Below are 20,880 nucleotides of genomic sequence, written 5' to 3'. Positions count from 1 at the left end.
AATAGGCTTATTTCGATGAATCGTTCATTATTTTTGCCCTTTTATTACATATAATGCAAAAACCTCTTGACAGTAAGCGCTATATTTAGTTTAATAGCGCCTCAACGAAGACGGCTCGATAGCTCAGTCGGTAGAGCAACGGATTGAAAATCCGTGTGTCGGCAGTTCGAACCTGCCTCGAGCCACCATTCGTTTAAAGTATTCTAAAAAGCCTCAAACATCACTGTTTGAGGCTTTTTTTATGCCTGCAATCATGACTCACTTCTGTTAATGCTCACTTTCACTTATCTATAACATATCTATGCTACATTTAAATCGTGTAGTCTCTTTATACTAAGGCATCTATGGATAGCCGATAGGTAAGATAATGAGAGAATTTGATTATGACTTGGATTATAAAAATTTAGATTTGCGCGCGCAGCCTGAGCTATACCGTGTCGGTCGCGGTGAACAAGGCGTATTATTGGTAGAACCTTATAAGTCTGAAATCCTACCGCATTGGCGCTTTGCCACCCCTGAGATTGCGCTTGAGAGTAGCGATACTATTTATCAGATGTTTTTAGATTATCTAGCAGCCAATGACTTTGTAGGCGCTGATATGGCACGCAAATTTATTCAAATGGGTTTTACCCGTGCCCGCCGCTATGCCAATCATAAAGGCGGTAAAAAGTATAAAGGGGCAGTCCCTGATGATAAAAAAGGTCAAAGCGGTGCTCATGGACGTGAAGAGCTGCCTCGGCAAACCGAAGACCCTATCAAAGCAGAGTCGGCACGTATTTTTAAAGAAAAATGGGATTTATGCCGTGAAAATAAAGATTATTTAGCGATGAAAGCTGAACACCGAGAGCGCTATAAAGATATTGAATAGGATAGCAAAATTAAGGCTTACTGTTTTCTTATGCTATGGTAATCACCACCAAACAAGTATGAATAAAAAATGCAGAACTTTTAACGGGTAGAAATAATGGATAAGCAACTTTTAATTTTTGATTTTGATGGTACCCTTATTGATAGCGTGCCAGATTTAGCGGATGCGACCAATGCGATGCTGACTACCCTTGGCAAAACGCCCTATCCTCTCAATAGCATTCGTAACTGGGTCGGTAATGGCTCAAGAATGCTTGTTGAGCGCGCCTTGGTTGGTAAGATAGAGGTGTTAGAGGGTGAATTAACTAAAGAAAGCATCGACCATGCTGAGCAAGTGTTTTTTGATGCTTATAAAAATATCAGTGGCAGCAAAACTGTCGCTTATCCCGATGTTGATAGTGGGCTCAGAAAGCTACAAGCAGCAGGATATAAACTGGCATTGGTCACCAATAAGCCGATTCGTTTTGTACCAAAAATACTGCAATCCTTTGGCTGGCAAGACATCTTTAGCGAAGTGCTTGGCGGTGATAGCTTGTCTAGTAAAAAACCAGACCCCGCGCCACTGCTACATGTCTGTGAGACGTTGAATGTTAATCCAGAACAAGCGGTCATGATTGGTGATTCAAGAAATGATATCTTAGCGGGACAAAATGCCAATATGGACACGCTAGCATTGTCTTATGGTTATAACTATGGGCAAGATATTCGTGAGCTCAACCCTACCGAAGCCTTTGATGATTTTAGCGCTTTGGTGGACTATTTATTAAAGAGTTAGCCTGCAAATATAGTCAGTCTTAAATAAAAGAAGTACAAAAATTATAAGGTACTACTGGTATCAATTTTTCTTGCTTACTGTGTCTACGCAGACAGAGGCTGCGAATAATTAATCCCAGTAGCACTGTATTCTTTTAAAAGTGTATCTACTATAATTAAATCTTAAAACTATCATTTACTACGATAACTGAGCGCTTCAGATACATGGGCGCTCGTGATATCCGCGCTGTCCGCCAAATCAGCAATCGTTCGTGCAACGCGTAGTACCCGATGGTAACCACGAGCAGATAAATTAAGGCGCTGCTGAGCGAGCTGTAATAGCTGCTGCTCGCCCGCCCCTAGCTGAATATATTTATCAATTTCACTAGGACTCAGCTCATTATTGACCTTGTTCTGTCGTATTAATTGGCGATTATGTGCTGCCGATACTCGAGTACGTACTTGCTCGGAGGTTTCTCCCGCCTGAGCATTTTGCAGATCCGCAATCGGTAATGCTGGTACGGTGATATGCAAATCAATACGATCAAGTAGCGGACCTGATAGCTTATCTTGATAGCGCTTAATCTGCTCAGCTCTGCAACGACAACGCCCTGAGCCATCACCATCATAGCCACACGGGCACGGGTTCATCGCTGCCACCAGTTGAAAATTTGCTGGAAAGGTCATCTGTGAGTTGGCACGGCTAATAGTGATTTGTTTTGCCTCTAGTGGTTGGCGCAGTACTTCTAATACTGTGCGGTCAAATTCAGGCAACTCATCAAGGAATAATACGCCCTTATTGGCAAGGGTAATCTCACCCGGTTTGGGACGTGAACCGCCACCGACCAATGCCACTGCTGATATGGTGTGATGAACTTGTCTAAAAGGTCGTGTGCCATAATCATAATCACTATCAGCAACCGAATACGTACTGGCAACTTCTAACGCATCTTCTGCACTCAAATCCGGCAAAATAGTTGGCAGGCGTGACGCCATCAAGGTTTTGCCTGAACCCGGTGGTCCTGTAAGTAACAATGAATGACCACCTGCCGCTGCAATCTCTAAGGCACGCCGTGCATGATGCTGTCCTTTTACGTCTGCCAAATCTACTTGATAGCCTATATGCTGCTGGATTTGATTCGGTTCTACTTCGATTAAGCGTTCATCCAAAAAACTGCTATCGGTAAATGATTGCAAATGATTACATACAGCCTTTAAATTTGACGCTGCCAATACGGTTATTCCTTCCACACGGCTAGCCTCTGCCCCATTGATGGTTGGGACAATGAGTTGCCGTGTTGACGACATCATCTTCTCATTACCTTTTAACAGTTGCGTCGCCAATACTTCAGCTTTCATTGCTCGTGCAACCGCCAAACTACCGCTTATTTGCCGCAGCTCACCATTGAGCGCCAACTCCCCAATAAACTCAAACCCTGACAATACCGTTGGATCTAACTGATCACTGGCTGCCAAAATACCGATAGCAATAGGTAAATCAAGACGAGCACCATCCTTTGGTAAATCGGCGGGTGCTAAATTAATCGTCAAACGTCTATTAGGAAACTGAAATCCAGAATTGAGTATCGCTGAGCGCACTCTATCCTTGCTCTCACGTACCGCCGCTTCAGGCAAACCAACAATGGTCAATGCTGGCAGTCCTTGCGACAAATGTACTTCAATGATGACCTCAGGTGCGTGCAGCCCGACTACCGAGCGGGTATAGACTTGAGCAAACGACATAAGCCTTTCCTATAGAGAGATTTATCGATCATAGAGGATTATTAATCAGTGCGCAAATGTTGCGTATTTATTAATAATTTACTTAAAAAATATTGTCAGCGAGATTCTTCATCACCTAACTATACAACTTTATAGCTATATGATTAACGTCGCTGTATAACTAACCTCGCTGTCCATGCCACTATAAGCTGTGATTTGTTATACTAGTCATTACTTATTTCAATCGCTTTTTATTAGCCTTCGTAAGAAATACAGCTATTAGCAAAGCCATAATTTTCTTATGCAAAATAGCGGTCGATACAGTCAAACGAGGAATCTCGCATGTCAGAACAACTTGCTATCAATAGCACACCTGAACACGCCATCAACGCGAGTGAGCAGCCCACTACAGTGCGTCCTGTTATGCAGCCGGACAATCCCTATGCCAGTACTCGTGGCAGCATCACCAGCAAACAGCTGCCAGCATTCGATCAAGATATCATTAATAAGTATAATCGTTCGGGACCACGCTATACCTCTTACCCAACTGCTTTAGAGTTTTCATCGATACCAGAAGGGCTTGAGACAAAAATCCTGCAAGCGCGCGAAGCTCATGCACCGCTATCACTTTATTTCCATATCCCGTTTTGTCGCCATCTTTGCTATTACTGTGCTTGCAATAAAACTGTCACCAAAAAGAATAGCGATGCAGGCGATTATTTAGAGTATCTAATTGCTGAAATTAAACATAAACGTAGCTTATTAACGCCACCAGAAGACGGTAAAAAACCACTGATTAAACAGCTACATTTCGGTGGTGGTACGCCAACCTTTTTACAAGACAATGAGTTGATACAACTGTGGGAGTTTTTGCAGACCCAGTTTGAGTTTTTACCAGAAGATCAAGGTGATTACTCTATCGAAATTGACCCGCGCGAGCTCAGTAGCGAGACCTTAAAAGTATTGCGTAATTTAGGTTTTAACCGCGTCAGCTTAGGCGTACAGGATTTAGACGAGACCGTACAAATTGCCGTTAATCGTGTACATTCAGCAGAGCTTATTGAAAATGTATTAAATGAGGCGCGCGAATTAGGCTTTCATTCTATCAATGTCGATTTAATTTATGGCTTACCACATCAAACGCCTGAAACCTTTGATAAAACCGTGCGCCGTATTATCGAGATGTCGCCAGATCGCTTGTCGGTATTTAATTATGCTCATTTGCCTGAACGCTTTAAGGCGCAGCGTCAAATCAAAGAGGACGATTTACCTACTCCATCTGATAAGCTCACGATGCTCGGTAATACCATCAATACCTTAACTGAAGCCGATTATCAATATATTGGCATTGACCATTTTGCCAAACCTGATGATGAGCTGGCCATCGCCCAGCGTGAAGGCAGGTTGCATCGTAACTTTCAGGGTTATACCATCATGGGCGATTGTGATTTATTGGGCGTTGGCGTGTCTTCAATCAGTCAAATTGCCGATGCCAACAGCAGTTATATCCTACAAAACCATACTGATTTGCAAGTATATAAAGACAATATCGATGCGGCACGTAATAACCCTACCATCATGCCAGCGGTTAACGTGATTAAAACCTCTATCAAAGATCGCTTACGCGAATACGTGATTATGAATTTACTGTGTCACGATTATATGGACTTTAGAGACATCAATCAGAAATTTGGCATCGATGCTATTACCTATTTTATTCATGAGATTCAACAGCTTGGTGAAATGCAAGAAGACCGCTTGATTGATATGGATGCTGCTGGCATTCGCGTATTACCAAGAGGTCGTTTATTGGGTCGTAATGTAGCCATGGTATTCGATGAATATCTGGATAAAAAACATAAAAACCGCTTCTCAAAAGTTATTTAAATCATTAGCCTCTAAAATATAAATAATAAAAAAGACCTCGATTGAGGTCTTTTTTTGGTTAGTGATAAATGTAATGTCTTATTATTAGAGACCGTCTTTATGCAGTAGGCATCACAAGATACAGTCGATTGGCATCCTCTATGGTTTTATCTTTATCTAGGTATTTTTGCTCAACGGTACTTGTTGCATTGATTATCTCGGTATCTGTCAGCGCAAAATCATCATCATTGAGCAAACCTAACGAGCCGTCTTGCCGTAACCATAATCCTTCAAGCTTATCATGCGGATAATCTAGAGTAGCAAGCACATCGACGACCAAAGTTTTTTTAACAGGCTTGATAGCTAGCTTTTCGAGTAGTTGCCAGCTTGCTTCGTTTTCTGCTATCAATTTCTCGAGCGTTTGACCGTCAATAGTCAAACCGAAAGTATGATCTTGTTGGATGATATGTGGATTATCAGCACTGATAATGGTTTCGATATCTGTTGCCTGAGAGATATCGACTTTATAAATGAGTTTTTTTGCCGATTTATCTTGTAATGGAAACTTGCGGTCATGTTCAATGAGATAAAATTCATGTTCATTGATAGCGACTATCCCTGACGCTACATGCTCTGCTGCGTCAAGACGATATAAATATTGCTCTATTTTCCCTGAAACTAAGTTAATAGTGACGATACGAACCAAACTAGAGCCACGACCCGATTTGTCAGGATTGTCCATAGAGGACTCCATGATACCTACAAGCGTAGTCTGATCTGGCATAATGGTTAATGCTTCCATACCACGATTGGCGCGGCGCTTGGTAAACTCTGCCGGTAATAACACCTGCTTACCGTTAATAATCACATTATTACGTTCGTCATGCGCAAAAGGATTGATACGGGCAATTTCCACCCCATCCGCGTCATAGTGGACGAGATGTGGACCATATTCATCGCTGATCCAAAAACTGCCATCTTTGAGCGCGGCAAGTCCTTCGGGATCTAAGCCATTGATATCACTTTTAATAGGGTTGGTCACTTCATCAAACGGTAAATCTGGATTCACCGTCATCGGTTGACCATTAATATCATAAGGTACTTCATTGGTACCGCCAAAGGCTCTTGGATTCGGTAGTCCAGAGATAGGATTGCCATTGCTATCTTTAAGCAATATCTCTTTTACCTTGATGATTTTGCCATCCGCTTGCAACTCAAACAGTCCAATAGACGGCGTATAATTGGGCACTAAAAACTGCTTGCCTTTACCTACAATACCATCGAAGTCCGCATTGGGACCTCGATCGGTAAGTACATAGAATTGATTGGCATTGCTTGGATGTGCCGCCGCATCTGAACCATAACCGCCACCGCGTATCTCTAGATTTTTCTCAGGATAGGCAGCATTAGTATGCGTTGCGTCAAGCACGCTATAAGGTAATGGACTGCCTTGCGGAAAATCCACAATTGAGATTATTTCTATATTTAGCTTCTGCTCAGTCATTAGCATTTTCCTTATCTCAATATTTCTAGTATTCAAAATACGGTATTTCATAAAAAATGATAGATAAGTTAAAGGCAAAAAAATAACCAGTGCTTAGCATACTCACTGGCTATTTTTATACGTGGTGCTTATAGCATGTGGTCAAAGCACAGCTGCTTAAACCTTAAGCTTATCACCGACCATGCCTTTTACGGTACTTAGAATGTCAGCGGGTAATACCACCATTTTTGAGTTATCAGACTCAGCCAGCTGACGAATCGCTTTAATATACTGCTCGCCAAGTAAGTAGACAATCGGCATCTCTTCCGTACCCATTGCCGCAGTGATTAGACGGATAGACTCCTCTGAGCCTTTCGCCAGTACCACCTGCGCCTCAGCGTCACGGCGTGAGGCCTCTAAACGCCCATCTGCTTCTAAGATAGCCGCTTGCTTTTGACCATCAGCACGGGTCACTGTCGCTCGGCGTAGACGCTCTGCCGCTGCCTGCTCTTCCATTGATGCCTGCATGGTCTGCGACGGATTAATATCTTGAATCTCTACTGTCTTTAACGTGATACCCCAATCTGCAATATCTTCTGAGATGGCATGCTTTAGCTTCATTTTTATTTCATCACGGCTAGATAAGGCACTATCAAGATCCATCTCACCGATGATTGAACGTAAAGACGTTTGTACTAGATTACGGATACCATACTCATAATCTTCGATGCCATAGACCGCTTTATCAGGGCGAATAATATTAATGTAAGCAACAGCATTAGCGATAATCACGACGTTATCGCGGGTAATCACTTCTTGTGACGGAATATCAAGGACGATGTCTTTGGTCGTTACTTTGTAAGAAACATCATCGACATAAGGGATAATAAGGTTTAGACCTGGCTCTAACGTTTGGCTATATTTCCCTAAGCGCTGTACCACCCATTTATACCCTTGTGGTACGATTCGCACACCTTTAAACACGGTAAAGACTACCAGTGCAACCAAAACCACCATAACAATGCTAAAGCTTTCCATAATTTATCCTTATTATTATACGCGCATATTTTGGTTCACAGCTGCCTTCGATGTCATGCTACTCACAATCAGCTCATTACCAACGATATCTGTTACCACTACTCGATCACCGACTGCCACTTGCTCGCCTCGAGTACGGCACATCCATTCAGCGGCACCCACAATAGGCACATTAAAACGCACCATACCAGCTCTATCTGGCTGTGGCTGCACAATAATCATGCCTGTTTCACCAACGATCACACTGCCGCCAAGTCCTGCTTTAGTACGATCAACCGCTAAAGGTTTGATAAACTTAAACCATGCCAGCAAAAAGATAGCGGAGAGGAGTAACCAGATAATGATTTGTACGGATACCGAAACAGGCAGAAGCCATGCAAGCGCAGCCACTATGATAGCAGCAGCACCAAACCAAAGACTGGCAAAGGTTGGCACAAACATCTCGACAATCAGCAGCGAAAAGCCTAATACCAGCCAATGCCAAGGTTCAATCATCCAAAGAATCTCCATCATTGCTTTATTCCCTATCTTTGTTATCCTAGCTTTCAATGTAGCACATTTCATCCTCCAAGGACGTTTTAAAAGCGCTATAAAAACAATGTCTTAATCCTATTAACTTTCTTAGTATTAAAGCGCATCCATATTTGCCTTAAACTAAGACTATCTATATTGTGCTTAAAAAAAGCAAAAAAAAACGACCGCCGAAGCGATCGTTTTTTATTTTGGGCGTTCTTATTAATACTTTAATATAAATTAATACTTTAATATAAAGAGATTAAGTATCAAGAAATTAGAACTTTAGCTGTGCACCGACAGTCATAAGATCTGCGTCACTACCTAGCTTGTCATATTCAGCTTCAACACTGAAGTTAGGGTTTACTGAGTAGCCAAGACCAACACCACCAGCTAAACTAGTATCGCTGTCAGAGAAGTTATTAAACGCAGTACCAGTCGCTTCTATTTCAGTTCTTGCAACACCTAACTTACCTTTAGCATATAGACCAGTATTTGGGAAAGCATAACGGTAGGTACCATAAGCGCCGTAAGTTTTTGCGTCGATGTCACCGCCTCTGTAATCTGCGTCATCTGAGCCTACAAATTCAGCTTCCATACCAAAGTTAGGATCGAAATTGTAGCCTGCATATACGCCATATGCGGTTGGATCATCAGCGCCATCAACGTCTAAATCAAATTGACCGACTTTAGCACCAACGTATGGTTGACCAGTGTAGCCGTTGCCATAAGAAACGGCAGCTTGTGCACCCATGCTTAATAATGAACCGGCTGCTAATGCAATTAGAGTTTTCTGTAGAGTTTTCATGTGTATCTCCTTAAAATCACTGTGGACAAACAAGTTATTTATTCATGTGAACTTTTTAGTCATATCGCCTTGTTTGCTAACGATGTATACATAGTAACAAACCATGTCAGAAACTCTGTCAGTGTTTAATGGTAAGAAAGTTAAGTTTTGCAAGCGTTTATCAATGTTCAAGTTACAAAGGCCGATATATGAAATCTTTTGTTACAACCACTCAGTTTGTGCAATAATCCCTACTTATTCTTGAGACGATTTACTCAGAACCTCATTTTAATAAGTAAAAACGATTAAATAAAAGCGATTAAATAAAAAAAGGGACCTCAATGACTGCTCTTATTATCAATCGTCTGCAAGAGTCGCTCAACGCGCTAAAAGCAGCGAATCAATACCGTCAGATACCTAACTTACAACACCATGAGCGATATGTGATTAGCGAAGGCAATCGATTACTCAATATCGCTAGCAACGATTATCTTGGCTTGGGCAGTAATAAGCAACTCCAGAGCGATTTCCTTAATCAACTCAATCAATTTCCAGTCGATAGCATACCTAGGATGAGTGCCACCTCCTCTAGGCTCTTGACAGGTAACGATGAACATCTGCAAGCATTGGAGTCTGAACTACAAGAATGGTATCAAAACGCTGTAGACAAGAAAAACCCATCCTCATCAAAATCGGTACTGGTATTCAACAGCGGCTACCATGCCAATATAGGTATTTTGCCTGCACTGACGACATTGCCAATCAAAACGCTCATTTTGGCAGATAAACTGGTGCATGCTAGTATTATCGATGGCATACGCCTCAGCCAAAGTAAGCTAGTCAGCTATCATCGTTACCGTCACAACGACTATGAGCATTTAGCCAAATTTATTGAGCAAGCAGATTCAAGTGTTGAGCGCATTATCATTGTCACCGAGAGTATTTTTAGTATGGATGGTGACCGCGCTGACTTGGCGCAATTGGTACAACTAAAAGCAAAAGATGCTCGTATTGAGCTGTATATCGATGAAGCCCATGCTATCGGTATCTTAGGTGATTCAGGTTTAGGATTGGCAGAAGAAACCCAAACACTGGCTGATATTGATTATCTGGTGGGGACTTTTGGTAAAGCTTTTGCCTCTATTGGCGCTTATATCATGTGTGATGATGTCGTCAAACACTGGCTAATTAATCAGATGCGCCCCCTCATTTTTAGCACCGCATTACCACCCATTAATCACGCATGGACACGTTTTATTTTAGCAAAAATGCCAAGCTTAACGGAGCAGCGCCTTCATTTGGCACAGTTATCCGCCACGCTTAGTGACGCTATTCCCGAACGATATCGCGTGTCGTTAATTCATCAAGATGCAGGCTATGCCTCCCCTATCGTGCCTTATATACTAGGCGATAATGCGCTCACTGTCGAAAAAGCAAAGCAGCTACAAGCAGCAGGATTTTATGCCTTACCTGTCAGACCGCCTACTGTTCCTGCCAATACTGCTCGTATTCGCTTAGTGATGAATGCAGCGCTTAGCCATGAGGACTGTCAGCGGCTGATAGCGCATTTATAATGCGATTATTTTTTAGTAACTACTTTCTTTTAGCGTTAAGCGAATTATTTGGATGCAACAAACAACATGAAACCTCCTGCTACACCTGACATCCTCAGCACAAGAAAACAAACCATCGCGCGTCATTTTGCCACTGCTAGCGATTATGACCAGCATGCCCATATTCAAGCGCAAATCTGTCAGCATCTCCTTGCCCTTATCGCTCGTACTAAGCAAGATAGCGTATTTGAAATCGGTGCAGGCACAGGTCAAATGACACGTTTGTTGTCAGAGAACGTTCAAAGTCAGCACTGGTTTATCAATGAGCTGTGTTCTGAAAGGGCAGCGATATTGCAATCGATAGTACCGACAGCTAATATAATAATTGGCGATGCTGAAACCATTGAATTATCCAAAGGCTCTAACTCAATAAACCCTAGTTTGATAGAGCACAGCCTAATAGTCAGTGCAAATGCGGTACAGTGGTTTGATAACCCATTGAGTTTTGTAAAACACTCTACCCAGCGTTTGCGAGCAGGAGGGCAATTAGTCTTTAATACTTTTACGCCAGATAACTTTTTGCAAATTAAGCAACTAACGGGTCAAGGGCTGCATTATCCAGCTATCAGTGAGTGGCAATCAGCATTAGAAGTCGTAGGTTTTGAGAATATCAAACTATTAACTCAGCGCTTTGATGTACCTTTTGCCAATCCCTACGCTGTTCTTAAACATATGAAGCTAACAGGGGTATCGACCAATCAAGCGCAGTCAAGCAGTGGTCAGCCATTTACATGGACCAAGTCCCGTCTAAAACAATTTGAGCAAGATTACTGGCAACAGTTTTCTGAATTAAATAAAGATGGTCAACTTCATGTGAATTTGACTTATGATGTGCTGATGATAAGCGCTTTTAAAGCGTGACATGTGAATTGCAATCTTATTAATGAAATAAAAAAACGCACCCTGAAGGATGCGTTTTTTATTTAACTACTTATTAGCAGTATAATTATTTTTTGTCATCTTCTACTTCAGTGAACTCAGCATCGACCACATCGTCGTCTGCTTGGTTGCTCTCGCCAGCATTATCCGCACCTTGTTGGAACTGGTTTGGATCCATACCTTCGGCGCTAGCGCCTGCATCAGCATAAATCTTCTGGCTAACTGGTAAGAAGGCATTGTCTAATGCTTCAAGCTTGGCTTTGATCTCTTCATGGTCATCTTCTTTCGCTGCTGCTTCAAGCTCAGAGATAGCCGCTTCTACTGATGATTTTTCATCGTCAGATACTTTATCAGCCGCATCTTTTAGCGCTTTTTGTACCGCATGGATACGACCGTCCGCTTCGTTACGCACTTGCGCAAGATTGGCGAATTTCTCGTCTTCAGCAGCATTGGCTTCAGCATCACGAATCATTTGTTCAACTTCTTCGTCCGATAAACCAGAATCCGCTTTGATTTGGATACTTTGTGCTTTACCAGTACCTTTATCCGTCGCTGAGATATTCATGATACCGTCAGCGTTGATGTCAAAGCTTACTTCGATTTGTGGCAAACCACGTGGTGCTGGTGGAATATCAGTTAAGTCAAAACGACCAAGCTGTTTATTTTGGTTCGCAATTTTACGCTCGCCTTGATAAACCTGAATGCTAACCGCTGGCTGGTTGTCTTCAGCCGTTGAGAATACCTGTGATTTCTTAGTCGGAATCATGGTGTTTTTCTCAATGATTGGCGTCAAGATGCCACCCATGGTTTCGATACCTAGCGTCAATGGTGTCACATCAAGTAGCAATACGTCGGTTTTTTCACCAGACAATACCGCACCTTGAATAGCTGCACCGGCTGCTACTGCTTCATCAGGGTTCACGTCTTTACGTGGCTCTTGACCGAAGAATTCTTGTACTTTTTGCTGTACCAATGGCATACGAGTCTGACCACCAACCAAGATGACATCATCAATATCGCCGATTTTTATACCTGCATCTTCAAGGGCAATCTTACAAGGACCCATGGTACGTTGTACCAATTCTTCAGTTAAGCTCTCAAGTTTTGAGCGACTGATAGTAACAACCAAATGCTTAGGACCACTGCTATCAGCAGTGATATACGGCAAGTTTACTTCAGTACTTTGGGCACTTGATAGCTCAATTTTTGCTTTTTCTGCCGCTTCTTTGAGACGCTGCATCGCAAGAGAGTCACCTTTTAGGTTGACGTCTTGGTCTTTTTTGAATTCAGCGACTAAGAAGTCAATCAATGCTGAGTCAAAATCTTCACCACCAAGGAAAGTGTCACCATTGGTCGCTAATACTTCAAACTGCTGCTCACCATCAACATCAGCGATTTCGATGATTGATACGTCAAAGGTACCACCACCTAAGTCATAAACTGCAACAGTGCTATCGCCTTGCTTTTTGTCCATGCCATAAGCAAGAGCAGCAGCAGTTGGTTCGTTGATGATACGTTTTACATCAAGACCGGCGATTTTACCGGCATCTTTAGTTGCTTGGCGCTGTGAATCATTAAAGTAAGCAGGTACAGTAACGACTGCTTCAGTAACCGCTTCACCAAGATAATCTTCGGCTGTTTTTTTCATTTTTTTCAAGATTTCCGCAGAAACCTGTGGTGGTGCTAGTTTTTTGCCGTTGATTTCAACCCATGCATCACCGTTATCGGCTTTGGCGATTTTGTAAGGCACCATACCAATGTCTTTTTGCACGACTTTGTCATCAAAACGACGACCAATCAAACGCTTGATAGCAAAAAGCGTGTTGTTTGGGTTGGTAACCGCTTGACGCTTGGCTGACTGACCAACAAGGATCTCGTCATCTTTATAAGCGACAATCGATGGGGTGGTACGAGTACCTTCAGCATTTTCGATGATTTTAACTTTATCACCTTCCATTACTGCGACACATGAGTTGGTTGTACCTAAATCAATACCAATGACTTTACCCATAATGAATTGCTCCTAATTTATTTTTAAATAAAATTTTATTTCATCAGACCGTCGATCACTAGATCGTAGTCGGTCACTTGTTGCTTTATATCGGTTTGCTTATGTATTTTTTCAAGTCGATAGCCATGCAAATAATGCCTTTTGTGTGATTTTTTGTGAAAACCCTCACTAATAATAAGGTTTAGCACAGTTAAAGACTGAATATCTTTTGCCTATATACTCTATAAGCATCTAGGACTACATTGGCGACGTTATATGCTTAGCATACTACCGCTTTAGCGCCTGTCCTACTTACTACTGACCGACACGTACCATCGCCGGACGTAATAAACGTCCATTTAAACTATAGCCTTTTTGCAAGACTGTACCAACAGTATCGGCTGGCGCATCAGCGTCGATACCGACCGCTTCATGAAAATCAGCGTTGAATTTTTCGCCTTGTGGCTCGACCACTTCGACGCCATTTTTGTTCAGCACATCTAGCAATGCTTTATGTGTCAGTCTCACGCCTTCAGTAACAGGATCGTCTGCATTGACGTTTTCAATCGCACGCTCCAAGTTATCCACCACTTCCAAAAGCTCTTTGGCAAATTTCTGTAGTGCAAAACGTTTGCTCTTATCTGCCTCTTGCTCCATACGCTTTTGCGCATTGTAAGTTTCGGCATTGGCACGAGCGGTACTTTCCTTAGCTTGTTTAACTTCGCCTTCTAGCTCAGCGATACGGGCTTTAAAAGTATCAAGATCAATATCATTTTCGATGACACTTTCTTCACCAGCATTATTTTGTGGGTCAAATTCTTTTAAAGTCTCTTCTAAGATGCTCTCATCGTGTGCCACGTTGTCATGTGAGACATTGTCATGTGAAACATTTTGATCGATCGATTCGTGGTTGTTATTTTGCTCGCTCATGATAACTCCTTGATAGTGTCATAATTTAATAGCGTCATAATTCAATAGTGTCGTAATAATGATGCAATGTAGTACACAAAAAATTGACGCAGCGCTCGCCACTCTGTGGTTATTACTAATGCATTTACTCATAATTCATAGGCTTATACTGCCTACTTAACCTTTATTACTGGTTCTTTATATAACTATATGTAATCACCTTTCAATAGCTGCTTGATAAAGGTTGTGAAGGCAAATTTCAAGCCCAATGAAAGGAATTTTTCTCACCAATAAAAAACACTATGCAAATAAAGAAAAAACAGCCGGATATCTATCAATTTTGCATACACATTGCTGATCTTTATTAACCATAAATATGTAGTTAAGCCAACAAAAGGTACAAAAAGTCGTCATTTATTCCCAATCCTTTACGCTTTGTACCCAAACTATTACCAAAGAATACCCAACTTAATTTTTGATTATTTTATGATTGCTATAATCAAAATTGACTGCATAACAGTCATTACACATTTGCCAAATATTAGCAAAATACTAACAGTGAGTACTTACCATTAATAAGTACTCACCATGATTTTTAAGAGGTGTTATGTCTAATTCAACAGTACTATCAGTCAACACCTTACTCAATAAAGCGGTGAAGACCCTAAATCTTATGTCATTTGGACAAGATAAGAATCCCAAAAGCACTGATATCAATGTATCAGCTGAAATAATGGATCTAGAAGAGAGTGCCTTGCAAAATAGTCGCGAGGATAAAAGCTTATCTATCAAAGAAAAGATACTCGAGCACCATCTGATGACCAACTATCAACCGCATCTACTGCACTATGCCATAAAAAGCTTTGGCTGCTTACCTACGCCGATTCTTGAGAGTTTGATAAAGTGTTTAGATGGACCTACTTCAAAGCAATATTTGCATGTTGATGCCCATCTGCGCTTAATACTTGCAGTCAATAGCAAGCTAAAAACGCCTTTGCAGCTGATAGAGATGTCTGAGCTGCGTAAACGCTTTGCAACAGATGCGGTCGCTATGCAAGCACCAAAAGTATGGCAGCAGGCTTCTGACAACTTGCTTAGCAATTTAAAACAGTTTCATAAAAAAGGCGATAGCGCTATCAGTTGGCAAGATAGAACGATTGCCAATGCCGACGACAGTGATATGACCATTCGCTGCTATCAAAATGAGACCTCTGATAATGGTTTTGGCTTTAAAAAAGAGCAAACCAGTAATCCTGATGAGACCGTGCTATTGTTTTTTCATGGTGGTGGATTTTGTATTGGTGACCTTAATACCCATCATGAATTTTGTCATGCCATTTGTGAACAGACGGGTTGGCCGGTCGTTAGTGTTGATTATCGCTTAGCACCTGAACACCCTGCCCCTGCTGCCGTAAGAGACTGTATCAGTGCCTATGCTTGGTTGGCTGAACATTGTGAAGAATTTGGTGCTTTGCCATCACGCATTGTATTAGCAGGTGATAGCGCAGGTGGTGGATTATCTACTTTGATGGCTCAGCAAATCATCACGCCAAATAAAGAGGCTTGGTTAGATCTAGGTGATGAAGGTCAAAAGACCTTTGATATATTACAAGGTTTACCACATCCTATGGCACAGATGCCATTATATCCTGTGACCGATATTGAGACCGATTATCCAAGCTGGGAGTTATATGGTGAAGGTCTATTACTCGACCATGCTGATGTTGCCATTTTTGATGCCGCTTGTTTAGAAAATAGTCCGTTACCGCGTCAGCATATCCTGACCTCACCGATGCTTGGGGACAATCGACAGGTTTGCCCCAGTTATGTCGTTGCGGCAGAATTAGATGTCTTACGTGATGAAGCGTTTGCTTATGCCAATCAGCTAAAGAGTTATGGTATAGCCGTACAAACCCATACGGTACTTGGCGCACCGCATGGATTTATTCACTTTATGAGCGTTCACCAAAGATTAGGGCAAGAAACTCAGCACATCATCACAGGATTTGCTAATTTTGTGCGTGAAATTATAAAAACAAGGGCGCTATTGAGCGCTTAATGAGAATTTTAATATTTGAGTGCTTATTGATCTTAAATTTGAGTACCTATATTGGTACCTATAAGATTAATGATCCAAATCTCTGATCGGGAGCCTAGTCGAAACGGTATCCCCCAAAATCCATAGCCTGAGGACACCACAAAATGTCCTTTGCCAATGGCTTCATAGCCATAACCTAAACGGTTAATCACGCTGACGATAAAATTAGCAGGGAATATTTGACCGTTATGGGTATGTCCTGATACTTGTAAATCTATTGGTAGCTGACTGTGTTCGATGATAGCGCTGGGTCTGTGATCTAAAAGAACCACTGGCTCAGCACTATTTACTTGTGCGAGCAGCTCAGTCGTTGCGACGCGCTGACGCTTGTGATTATCAAAGCGTCCCATAAGCCATACCACTTCTCCTTGATGGCTGAAGTGTGTTGCTTCATCATTTAATAACTGCACGCCCGCCGCGCGTAAAGAGTCGCTAATGGGCTGCTCATGACCATATAAATCATGATTACCCAACGTCGCATAGACACCATATGGCAAACTGGCGACAAGTTTTGCCAAGCTATCTTTCATATTATAAGTGTTAAATGCCTGTGTATTGTCATCCATGATATCGCCCGGCATCAATAAGATATCTGCTTGATACTTGCTTAGCATGATATGCAGCCGCTCAATGGCTTTATTACCAAATAGCCGACCTAAATGTAAATCACTAGCGACCGCGATACGCAATGGATTGTTTAAAGATTTATGAATATGAATCGACAGCTCACGCACAACAGGTATATAAGCGCTATATAAAGCATATGCAAATAGCCCTATAAAAAACAACAGCGCAAAAATGCGTAATCCAGTAGTAATTGTCTCTGAATGGTCAAGCGTACTATCAAGCAAAGGGATTAAAAACCAAGACCCTCCATACAATATACCAGTCGCTACCGCAGTCAGCATCATGAAATGCATTACCAACATCCAACCACTCATCCAGCGATAGCTATTAGAAAATAGCTTGGTAACGATTAGTAATAATAAAACATGAGTGATTAAAAACACCCCTATCCATACCGCAATCGATGTAGTTGTAGAATCTATCCAAGGCTGCAGCCACCACTGCAAGCTGAGCGCTGCACCCGTGCTAAAAAGCTCTAGCAGCACAATAATGGTGAGAATAAAGGCGTAACGCATGAGGAAATCCTTGAGCGGGGTTTAAGCACTGTGTGTTTATTCTGAGCTAAATTCATTTAATCACAATATATTGAAGCGCATTAGGTCGGTTGTAAAGTAATCAACCAAATCTCAGAGCGCGTCCCTAGCCTAAATGGCACCGCCCCGATACCATAGCCTGAAGTGACCAAAAACTGGCTACCATTTACTGCTTTAAAGCCATAAACCAAAGGCGTAAACCATTTTAGTAAAACGGTTAAAGGAAATATTTGACCGCCATGGGTATGCCCTGATAAATGTAAATCAACCGGCAAGTCCTTTATTTCTGCTAAAGCTTCAGGACTATGCTCCAAAAACAGCACTGGTTTATCAGTTTGAATGTCACCCATCAAATCTGCTGCCGCAGGACGCTTAGGGTCTGTCGCATCTGAACGCCCAACCAGCAATACAGCATCATCCAACCATACGCTTGTATTATCAATCACCTGTATGCCAGCACGCTCAATCGCTTCGGCAATCGCAATCTCATTACCAGAGTAATCATGATTACCCAAAGTTGCATAGACACCAAGTGGCGCTCTTAATTTTGATAAATGCTCATGCATATTGGTTTTATCATAAGCATCAGTAGAGTCGTTCATGACGTCACCGGCGATGAGCACCACATCAGGATTTTGCCCATCTATTAGCGCAACCATTTTATCTATCTGCTGATTACCAAACCATCTACCCAAATGGGTATCAGAAACTAAGGCTATTCTCATCGGTTTGACTAAGTTTTTGTCCGTTTTTACCGTCAAATGATGAATGACTGGAGAGTAGGCATTAAATACTGCCAAGCTTATAATTCCCGTATAAACAGCGACTGCAAACGCGCGAATGGATACGTTATTGAGCTTCCGTTTAAAAACCTGAGTATAAATAATAGCAATGATAGCGGTGACCAAACCAGCATACAACAGAAAGCCTTGCAAAATACTGGCGGCCAGATAGACATGAAAGCGCTCTCGCCAAAACTCACTCAGCCCGTAGATAAGAAAAGTATTATTAATCACAAAAATACTGAGGACTAAACTTATACGACTAAAGCGAGATTTTGGTTTGATTAACCACCAAAATATCATACTCGTCATAAACGCCAGTAGTTGCGTACCTATAATAAAAAGCCACATAACAAAATTTAACCAGCCAAAGACGCACGTATAGTACGTCAATATTCTTACCTGTTGAAGACAGAGTTTTTGTTTATTGAAACCTGACACTATTTATGTTTTTATCCCTTTATAAAAACCAAAAAAGCGGATTGTTTCATGTGAAACAATCCGCTTTTTTAGTCTATGAAATAGCTATAGCGCTTACTATAGATTTATTATGCCAGATTTGATGAGGACTATTTTACTGCTTGTTGTTCCAAGGCTTCTTTAAGCGTTTGATGTTTAAACTCAAACCCACCATCAAGCAAGGCTTTCGGCAGCACCTTCTGTCCATCAATAAGCAGTGTCGACATTTCACCAAATATCAACTTAAGTAAAAACTCCGGCAAAGTAAAAAAGGTCGGACGATGTAGCCAAGCGCCTAATGTTTTGGTAAAAGTATGATTAGTGACAGGATTTGGCGCGGTTAGATTATAAATTTTCGCGACTTTATTGCTTGGTGTATGGCGAGCAGTCCGCGTATTCTCATTAACCTGAAAAGTACTATCGTTAAGCTGCTGCTCTATAATAAATGTTACTGCCACTACCCAATCATCACGACTGATCCAACTCATGATTTGTTGACCATTACCTAACTGCCCACCAACACCTATTTTAAAAGGGGTTAAGAGCTTGCTAAGCATACCGCCTGTAGGATGGATGACCACACCCGTACGTACAAGCGTCACTGGCACACCAAACTCAGTTGCTTGTAGCGCCAGTTGCTCCCAGTCATCGCATAACTGATGGGCAAAATCTGTCTGGAAACCACTGCTCTCGGTCAAGGGTTTATCGCCTTGATTGCCATACCAACCAATCGCTGAACCACTAACAAGCAATTTTGGCTTTACATGACTGCGGGCAACAAATGCCAGTATATCTTTTGTCGGCTTCATTCGACTGGCTAGCAATTGCTCTTTACGATCGTCACTCCAGCGCGCATCAGCAATACCTGCGCCAGCTAGATTTAAAATCACATCAAAGTATGCATCTGAATTTGCAAGTTCATCATAGGTCATCATTGTGATATCACTAGGATGTGCTTGATTACTATCACGGGTCAACCAAGTAATCTGTAACGCTTTTCCCATCTGTTGGTAGCGCATCAAGAGCTCTTGGCTAAAAGCACTACCCAAAAATCCCGAACCACCGCTAATTAGAATATTCATCACTTATTATCCTTATTATTGATTATATTCTCATCAGTGTGACAAAAAGCACGCGATGAAAACAAGGGGACAAGTGTAGACGTTATGGCTGAGTAATGAGAATCGGAGATAGTGATACGAAATTTTAGCTATTAAATATTAGACTATCGAATAACTTGTCCTGTCAATGCATCGCCTATTTGGCTTGGCAATTGATAGCCTAGTGTTTCCCCTTTAAGATAACCAACGCACTCATTTGAGTTTACATTGTCACCTAAGAAATAACTCTGTGCTTCGATGAGTGACAGAGCAGGTGGCTTTCCTGATGGGTTGCAGCTTGTTGAGACGACAAAACCGTAAGGATTGCTAACTGACACCATTTGCGCGCACAGTTGCTTAACCAATGGATGATCAATCACACGTACGGCAACACTACCATGAGTACCCGTAATCCACGATGGAATAGTAATCGGCAGATTTTTTGGAATAGGTAGTAGCCAAGTATGCGCTTGTTTGACAGTAGCGTCTTTCGAATCAGCTTGCCAGCTATCAAGCACCCTTTGACGTTGGTCAATACTCAAACCTTCTAGCAGAGCCGTAATGCGGCTGGGACTATCAGTGACCACAATCATCCCCTTCTCTATTGGACGCTGCTTGATATTAAGTAGCCGCATGACTGCTTGCTTATTGAATGGGTCACAACCAATGCCCCACACACTTTCGGTTGGGTAAGCAAGTAGCTGCCCCTTTTTAAGCCAAGTAGCTGCTTGTATAGTAGAGTCAGTAATAAGAGGTGTAGATAAGGACATAAATAATGCCTTTAGAACAAAGAGAATGAAAAGAGATAGCGTGAATTTATTTTACAAAAAATGCAGTGCTGCAAGTATATTTAAAAACATC

At 41.8% G+C, this 20,880-nt stretch carries 17 protein-coding genes and 1 tRNA gene; 7 read left to right on the top strand and 11 right to left on the bottom strand.

Annotation, left to right across the window (positions count from 1 at the left end; all coding sequences use genetic code 11):
- Positions 1-112: 112 nt before the first annotated feature.
- From JMX75_RS01385 to JMX75_RS01375, 3 genes are all read left to right on the top strand, one after another.
- Positions 113-188: transfer RNA gene (locus JMX75_RS01385), tRNA-Phe, on the top strand.
- 179 nt (positions 189-367) lie between these two features.
- Positions 368-868, top strand: coding sequence for a DUF4385 domain-containing protein (locus JMX75_RS01380; RefSeq protein WP_201530653.1), 501 nt, complete (start codon positions 368-370; stop codon positions 866-868).
- A gap of 96 nt (positions 869-964) precedes the next feature.
- Positions 965-1,642: a phosphoglycolate phosphatase gene (locus tag JMX75_RS01375; RefSeq protein ID WP_201530652.1), complete on the top strand. Its 678-nt coding sequence runs from the start codon at positions 965-967 to the stop codon at positions 1,640-1,642.
- Positions 1,643-1,812: 170 nt separating this feature from the next.
- Here the strand turns inward: JMX75_RS01375 and JMX75_RS01370 are convergent, their stop codons facing one another.
- On the bottom strand, positions 1,813-3,363 hold the full coding sequence (locus tag JMX75_RS01370; protein WP_201530651.1) for a YifB family Mg chelatase-like AAA ATPase: 1,551 nt from the start codon (positions 3,361-3,363) through the stop codon (positions 1,813-1,815).
- Between the two features lie 402 nt (positions 3,364-3,765).
- Between JMX75_RS01370 and hemN the strand changes: the two genes are divergently transcribed.
- Entirely contained in the window at positions 3,766-5,229 is a 1,464-nt protein-coding gene (gene hemN, locus JMX75_RS01365; RefSeq protein WP_413786611.1) for an oxygen-independent coproporphyrinogen III oxidase, read from the top strand.
- Positions 5,230-5,326: 97 nt separating this feature from the next.
- Here hemN and JMX75_RS01360 read toward each other — a convergent pair whose 3' ends face one another.
- The 4 genes from JMX75_RS01360 to JMX75_RS01345 all read right to left on the bottom strand — a co-directional run bounded on the left by JMX75_RS01360 (position 5,327) and on the right by JMX75_RS01345 (position 9,050).
- Positions 5,327-6,712 (bottom strand): esterase-like activity of phytase family protein, encoded by a 1,386-nt coding sequence (locus tag JMX75_RS01360; RefSeq protein ID WP_201530649.1) that lies wholly within the window; start codon positions 6,710-6,712, stop codon positions 5,327-5,329.
- A 156-nt stretch (positions 6,713-6,868) separates the two neighbouring features.
- On the bottom strand, positions 6,869-7,729 hold the full coding sequence (locus tag JMX75_RS01355; protein ID WP_011514749.1) for an SPFH domain-containing protein: 861 nt from the start codon (positions 7,727-7,729) through the stop codon (positions 6,869-6,871).
- Between the two features lie 15 nt (positions 7,730-7,744).
- Entirely contained in the window at positions 7,745-8,242 is a 498-nt protein-coding gene (locus JMX75_RS01350) for an NfeD family protein (RefSeq protein ID WP_201530648.1), read from the bottom strand.
- Between the two features lie 277 nt (positions 8,243-8,519).
- On the bottom strand, positions 8,520-9,050 hold the full coding sequence (locus tag JMX75_RS01345) for a porin family protein (RefSeq protein WP_201530647.1): 531 nt from the start codon (positions 9,048-9,050) through the stop codon (positions 8,520-8,522).
- A 320-nt stretch (positions 9,051-9,370) separates the two neighbouring features.
- On the opposite strand from JMX75_RS01345, the gene JMX75_RS01340 reads away from it, so the two are divergent.
- Complete coding sequence (locus JMX75_RS01340) at positions 9,371-10,603, top strand: 8-amino-7-oxononanoate synthase (protein ID WP_201530646.1); 1,233 nt, start codon at positions 9,371-9,373, stop codon at positions 10,601-10,603.
- A 66-nt stretch (positions 10,604-10,669) separates the two neighbouring features.
- Positions 10,670-11,503: a methyltransferase domain-containing protein gene (locus JMX75_RS01335; protein WP_201530645.1), complete on the top strand. Its 834-nt coding sequence runs from the start codon at positions 10,670-10,672 to the stop codon at positions 11,501-11,503.
- Between the two features lie 85 nt (positions 11,504-11,588).
- Here the strand turns inward: JMX75_RS01335 and dnaK are convergent, their stop codons facing one another.
- Positions 11,589-13,532 carry a molecular chaperone DnaK gene (gene dnaK, locus JMX75_RS01330; RefSeq protein ID WP_011514754.1) on the bottom strand — a complete coding sequence of 648 codons (1,944 nt, stop codon included), beginning with the start codon at positions 13,530-13,532 and terminating at the stop codon, positions 11,589-11,591.
- Positions 13,533-13,826: 294 nt separating this feature from the next.
- Positions 13,827-14,441 (bottom strand): nucleotide exchange factor GrpE, encoded by a 615-nt coding sequence (grpE, locus tag JMX75_RS01325; RefSeq protein ID WP_133104039.1) that lies wholly within the window; start codon positions 14,439-14,441, stop codon positions 13,827-13,829.
- A gap of 586 nt (positions 14,442-15,027) precedes the next feature.
- Between grpE and JMX75_RS01320 the strand changes: the two genes are divergently transcribed.
- Positions 15,028-16,479: an alpha/beta hydrolase gene (locus JMX75_RS01320; RefSeq protein ID WP_201530644.1), complete on the top strand. Its 1,452-nt coding sequence runs from the start codon at positions 15,028-15,030 to the stop codon at positions 16,477-16,479.
- A gap of 32 nt (positions 16,480-16,511) precedes the next feature.
- On the opposite strand, the gene JMX75_RS01315 is transcribed toward JMX75_RS01320, so the two are convergent.
- The 4 genes from JMX75_RS01315 to JMX75_RS01300 all read right to left on the bottom strand — a co-directional run bounded on the left by JMX75_RS01315 (position 16,512) and on the right by JMX75_RS01300 (position 20,789).
- Positions 16,512-17,660 (bottom strand): metallophosphoesterase, encoded by a 1,149-nt coding sequence (locus tag JMX75_RS01315; protein WP_201530643.1) that lies wholly within the window; start codon positions 17,658-17,660, stop codon positions 16,512-16,514.
- 80 nt (positions 17,661-17,740) lie between these two features.
- Positions 17,741-18,694: a metallophosphoesterase gene (locus JMX75_RS01310; RefSeq protein WP_227673084.1), complete on the bottom strand. Its 954-nt coding sequence runs from the start codon at positions 18,692-18,694 to the stop codon at positions 17,741-17,743.
- 335 nt (positions 18,695-19,029) lie between these two features.
- Positions 19,030-20,001: a TIGR01777 family oxidoreductase gene (locus JMX75_RS01305; RefSeq protein ID WP_201530641.1), complete on the bottom strand. Its 972-nt coding sequence runs from the start codon at positions 19,999-20,001 to the stop codon at positions 19,030-19,032.
- A 143-nt stretch (positions 20,002-20,144) separates the two neighbouring features.
- Positions 20,145-20,789 (bottom strand): L-threonylcarbamoyladenylate synthase, encoded by a 645-nt coding sequence (locus JMX75_RS01300; RefSeq protein WP_201530640.1) that lies wholly within the window; start codon positions 20,787-20,789, stop codon positions 20,145-20,147.
- Positions 20,790-20,880 lie beyond the last annotated feature (91 nt).

Origin of the sequence: Psychrobacter sp. LFX-11D, assembly GCF_904846475.1 — a bacterium.
Taxonomy (GTDB): domain Bacteria; phylum Pseudomonadota; class Gammaproteobacteria; order Pseudomonadales; family Moraxellaceae; genus Psychrobacter; species Psychrobacter cryohalolentis.
The sequence above is the reverse complement of the archived record's forward strand: the minus strand, read 5'-3'. Positions and strand labels throughout refer to the sequence as shown.

Bases quoted from the DNA above. Each gene is read 5' to 3' on its own strand.
- JMX75_RS01340 (WP_201530646.1), top strand. From the start codon at position 9,371: ATGACTGCTCTTATTATCAATCGTCTGCAAGAGTCGCTCAACGCGCTA.
- JMX75_RS01375 (WP_201530652.1), top strand. From the start codon at position 965: ATGGATAAGCAACTTTTAATTTTTGATTTTGATGGTACCCTTATTGAT.
- JMX75_RS01355 (WP_011514749.1), bottom strand. From the start codon at position 7,729: ATGGAAAGCTTTAGCATTGTTATGGTGGTTTTGGTTGCACTGGTAGTC.
- JMX75_RS01380 (WP_201530653.1), top strand. From the start codon at position 368: ATGAGAGAATTTGATTATGACTTGGATTATAAAAATTTAGATTTGCGC.
- JMX75_RS01300 (WP_201530640.1), bottom strand. From the start codon at position 20,789: ATGTCCTTATCTACACCTCTTATTACTGACTCTACTATACAAGCAGCT.
- JMX75_RS01320 (WP_201530644.1), top strand. From the start codon at position 15,028: ATGTCTAATTCAACAGTACTATCAGTCAACACCTTACTCAATAAAGCG.
- JMX75_RS01345 (WP_201530647.1), bottom strand. From the start codon at position 9,050: ATGAAAACTCTACAGAAAACTCTAATTGCATTAGCAGCCGGTTCATTA.
- JMX75_RS01305 (WP_201530641.1), bottom strand. From the start codon at position 20,001: ATGAATATTCTAATTAGCGGTGGTTCGGGATTTTTGGGTAGTGCTTTT.
- hemN (WP_413786611.1), top strand. From the start codon at position 3,766: ATGCAGCCGGACAATCCCTATGCCAGTACTCGTGGCAGCATCACCAGC.
- JMX75_RS01335 (WP_201530645.1), top strand. From the start codon at position 10,670: ATGAAACCTCCTGCTACACCTGACATCCTCAGCACAAGAAAACAAACC.
- JMX75_RS01350 (WP_201530648.1), bottom strand. From the start codon at position 8,242: ATGATGGAGATTCTTTGGATGATTGAACCTTGGCATTGGCTGGTATTA.
- JMX75_RS01370 (WP_201530651.1), bottom strand. From the start codon at position 3,363: ATGTCGTTTGCTCAAGTCTATACCCGCTCGGTAGTCGGGCTGCACGCA.
- JMX75_RS01360 (WP_201530649.1), bottom strand. From the start codon at position 6,712: ATGACTGAGCAGAAGCTAAATATAGAAATAATCTCAATTGTGGATTTT.
- dnaK (WP_011514754.1), bottom strand. From the start codon at position 13,532: ATGGGTAAAGTCATTGGTATTGATTTAGGTACAACCAACTCATGTGTC.
- JMX75_RS01315 (WP_201530643.1), bottom strand. From the start codon at position 17,660: ATGCGTTACGCCTTTATTCTCACCATTATTGTGCTGCTAGAGCTTTTT.
- grpE (WP_133104039.1), bottom strand. From the start codon at position 14,441: ATGAGCGAGCAAAATAACAACCACGAATCGATCGATCAAAATGTTTCA.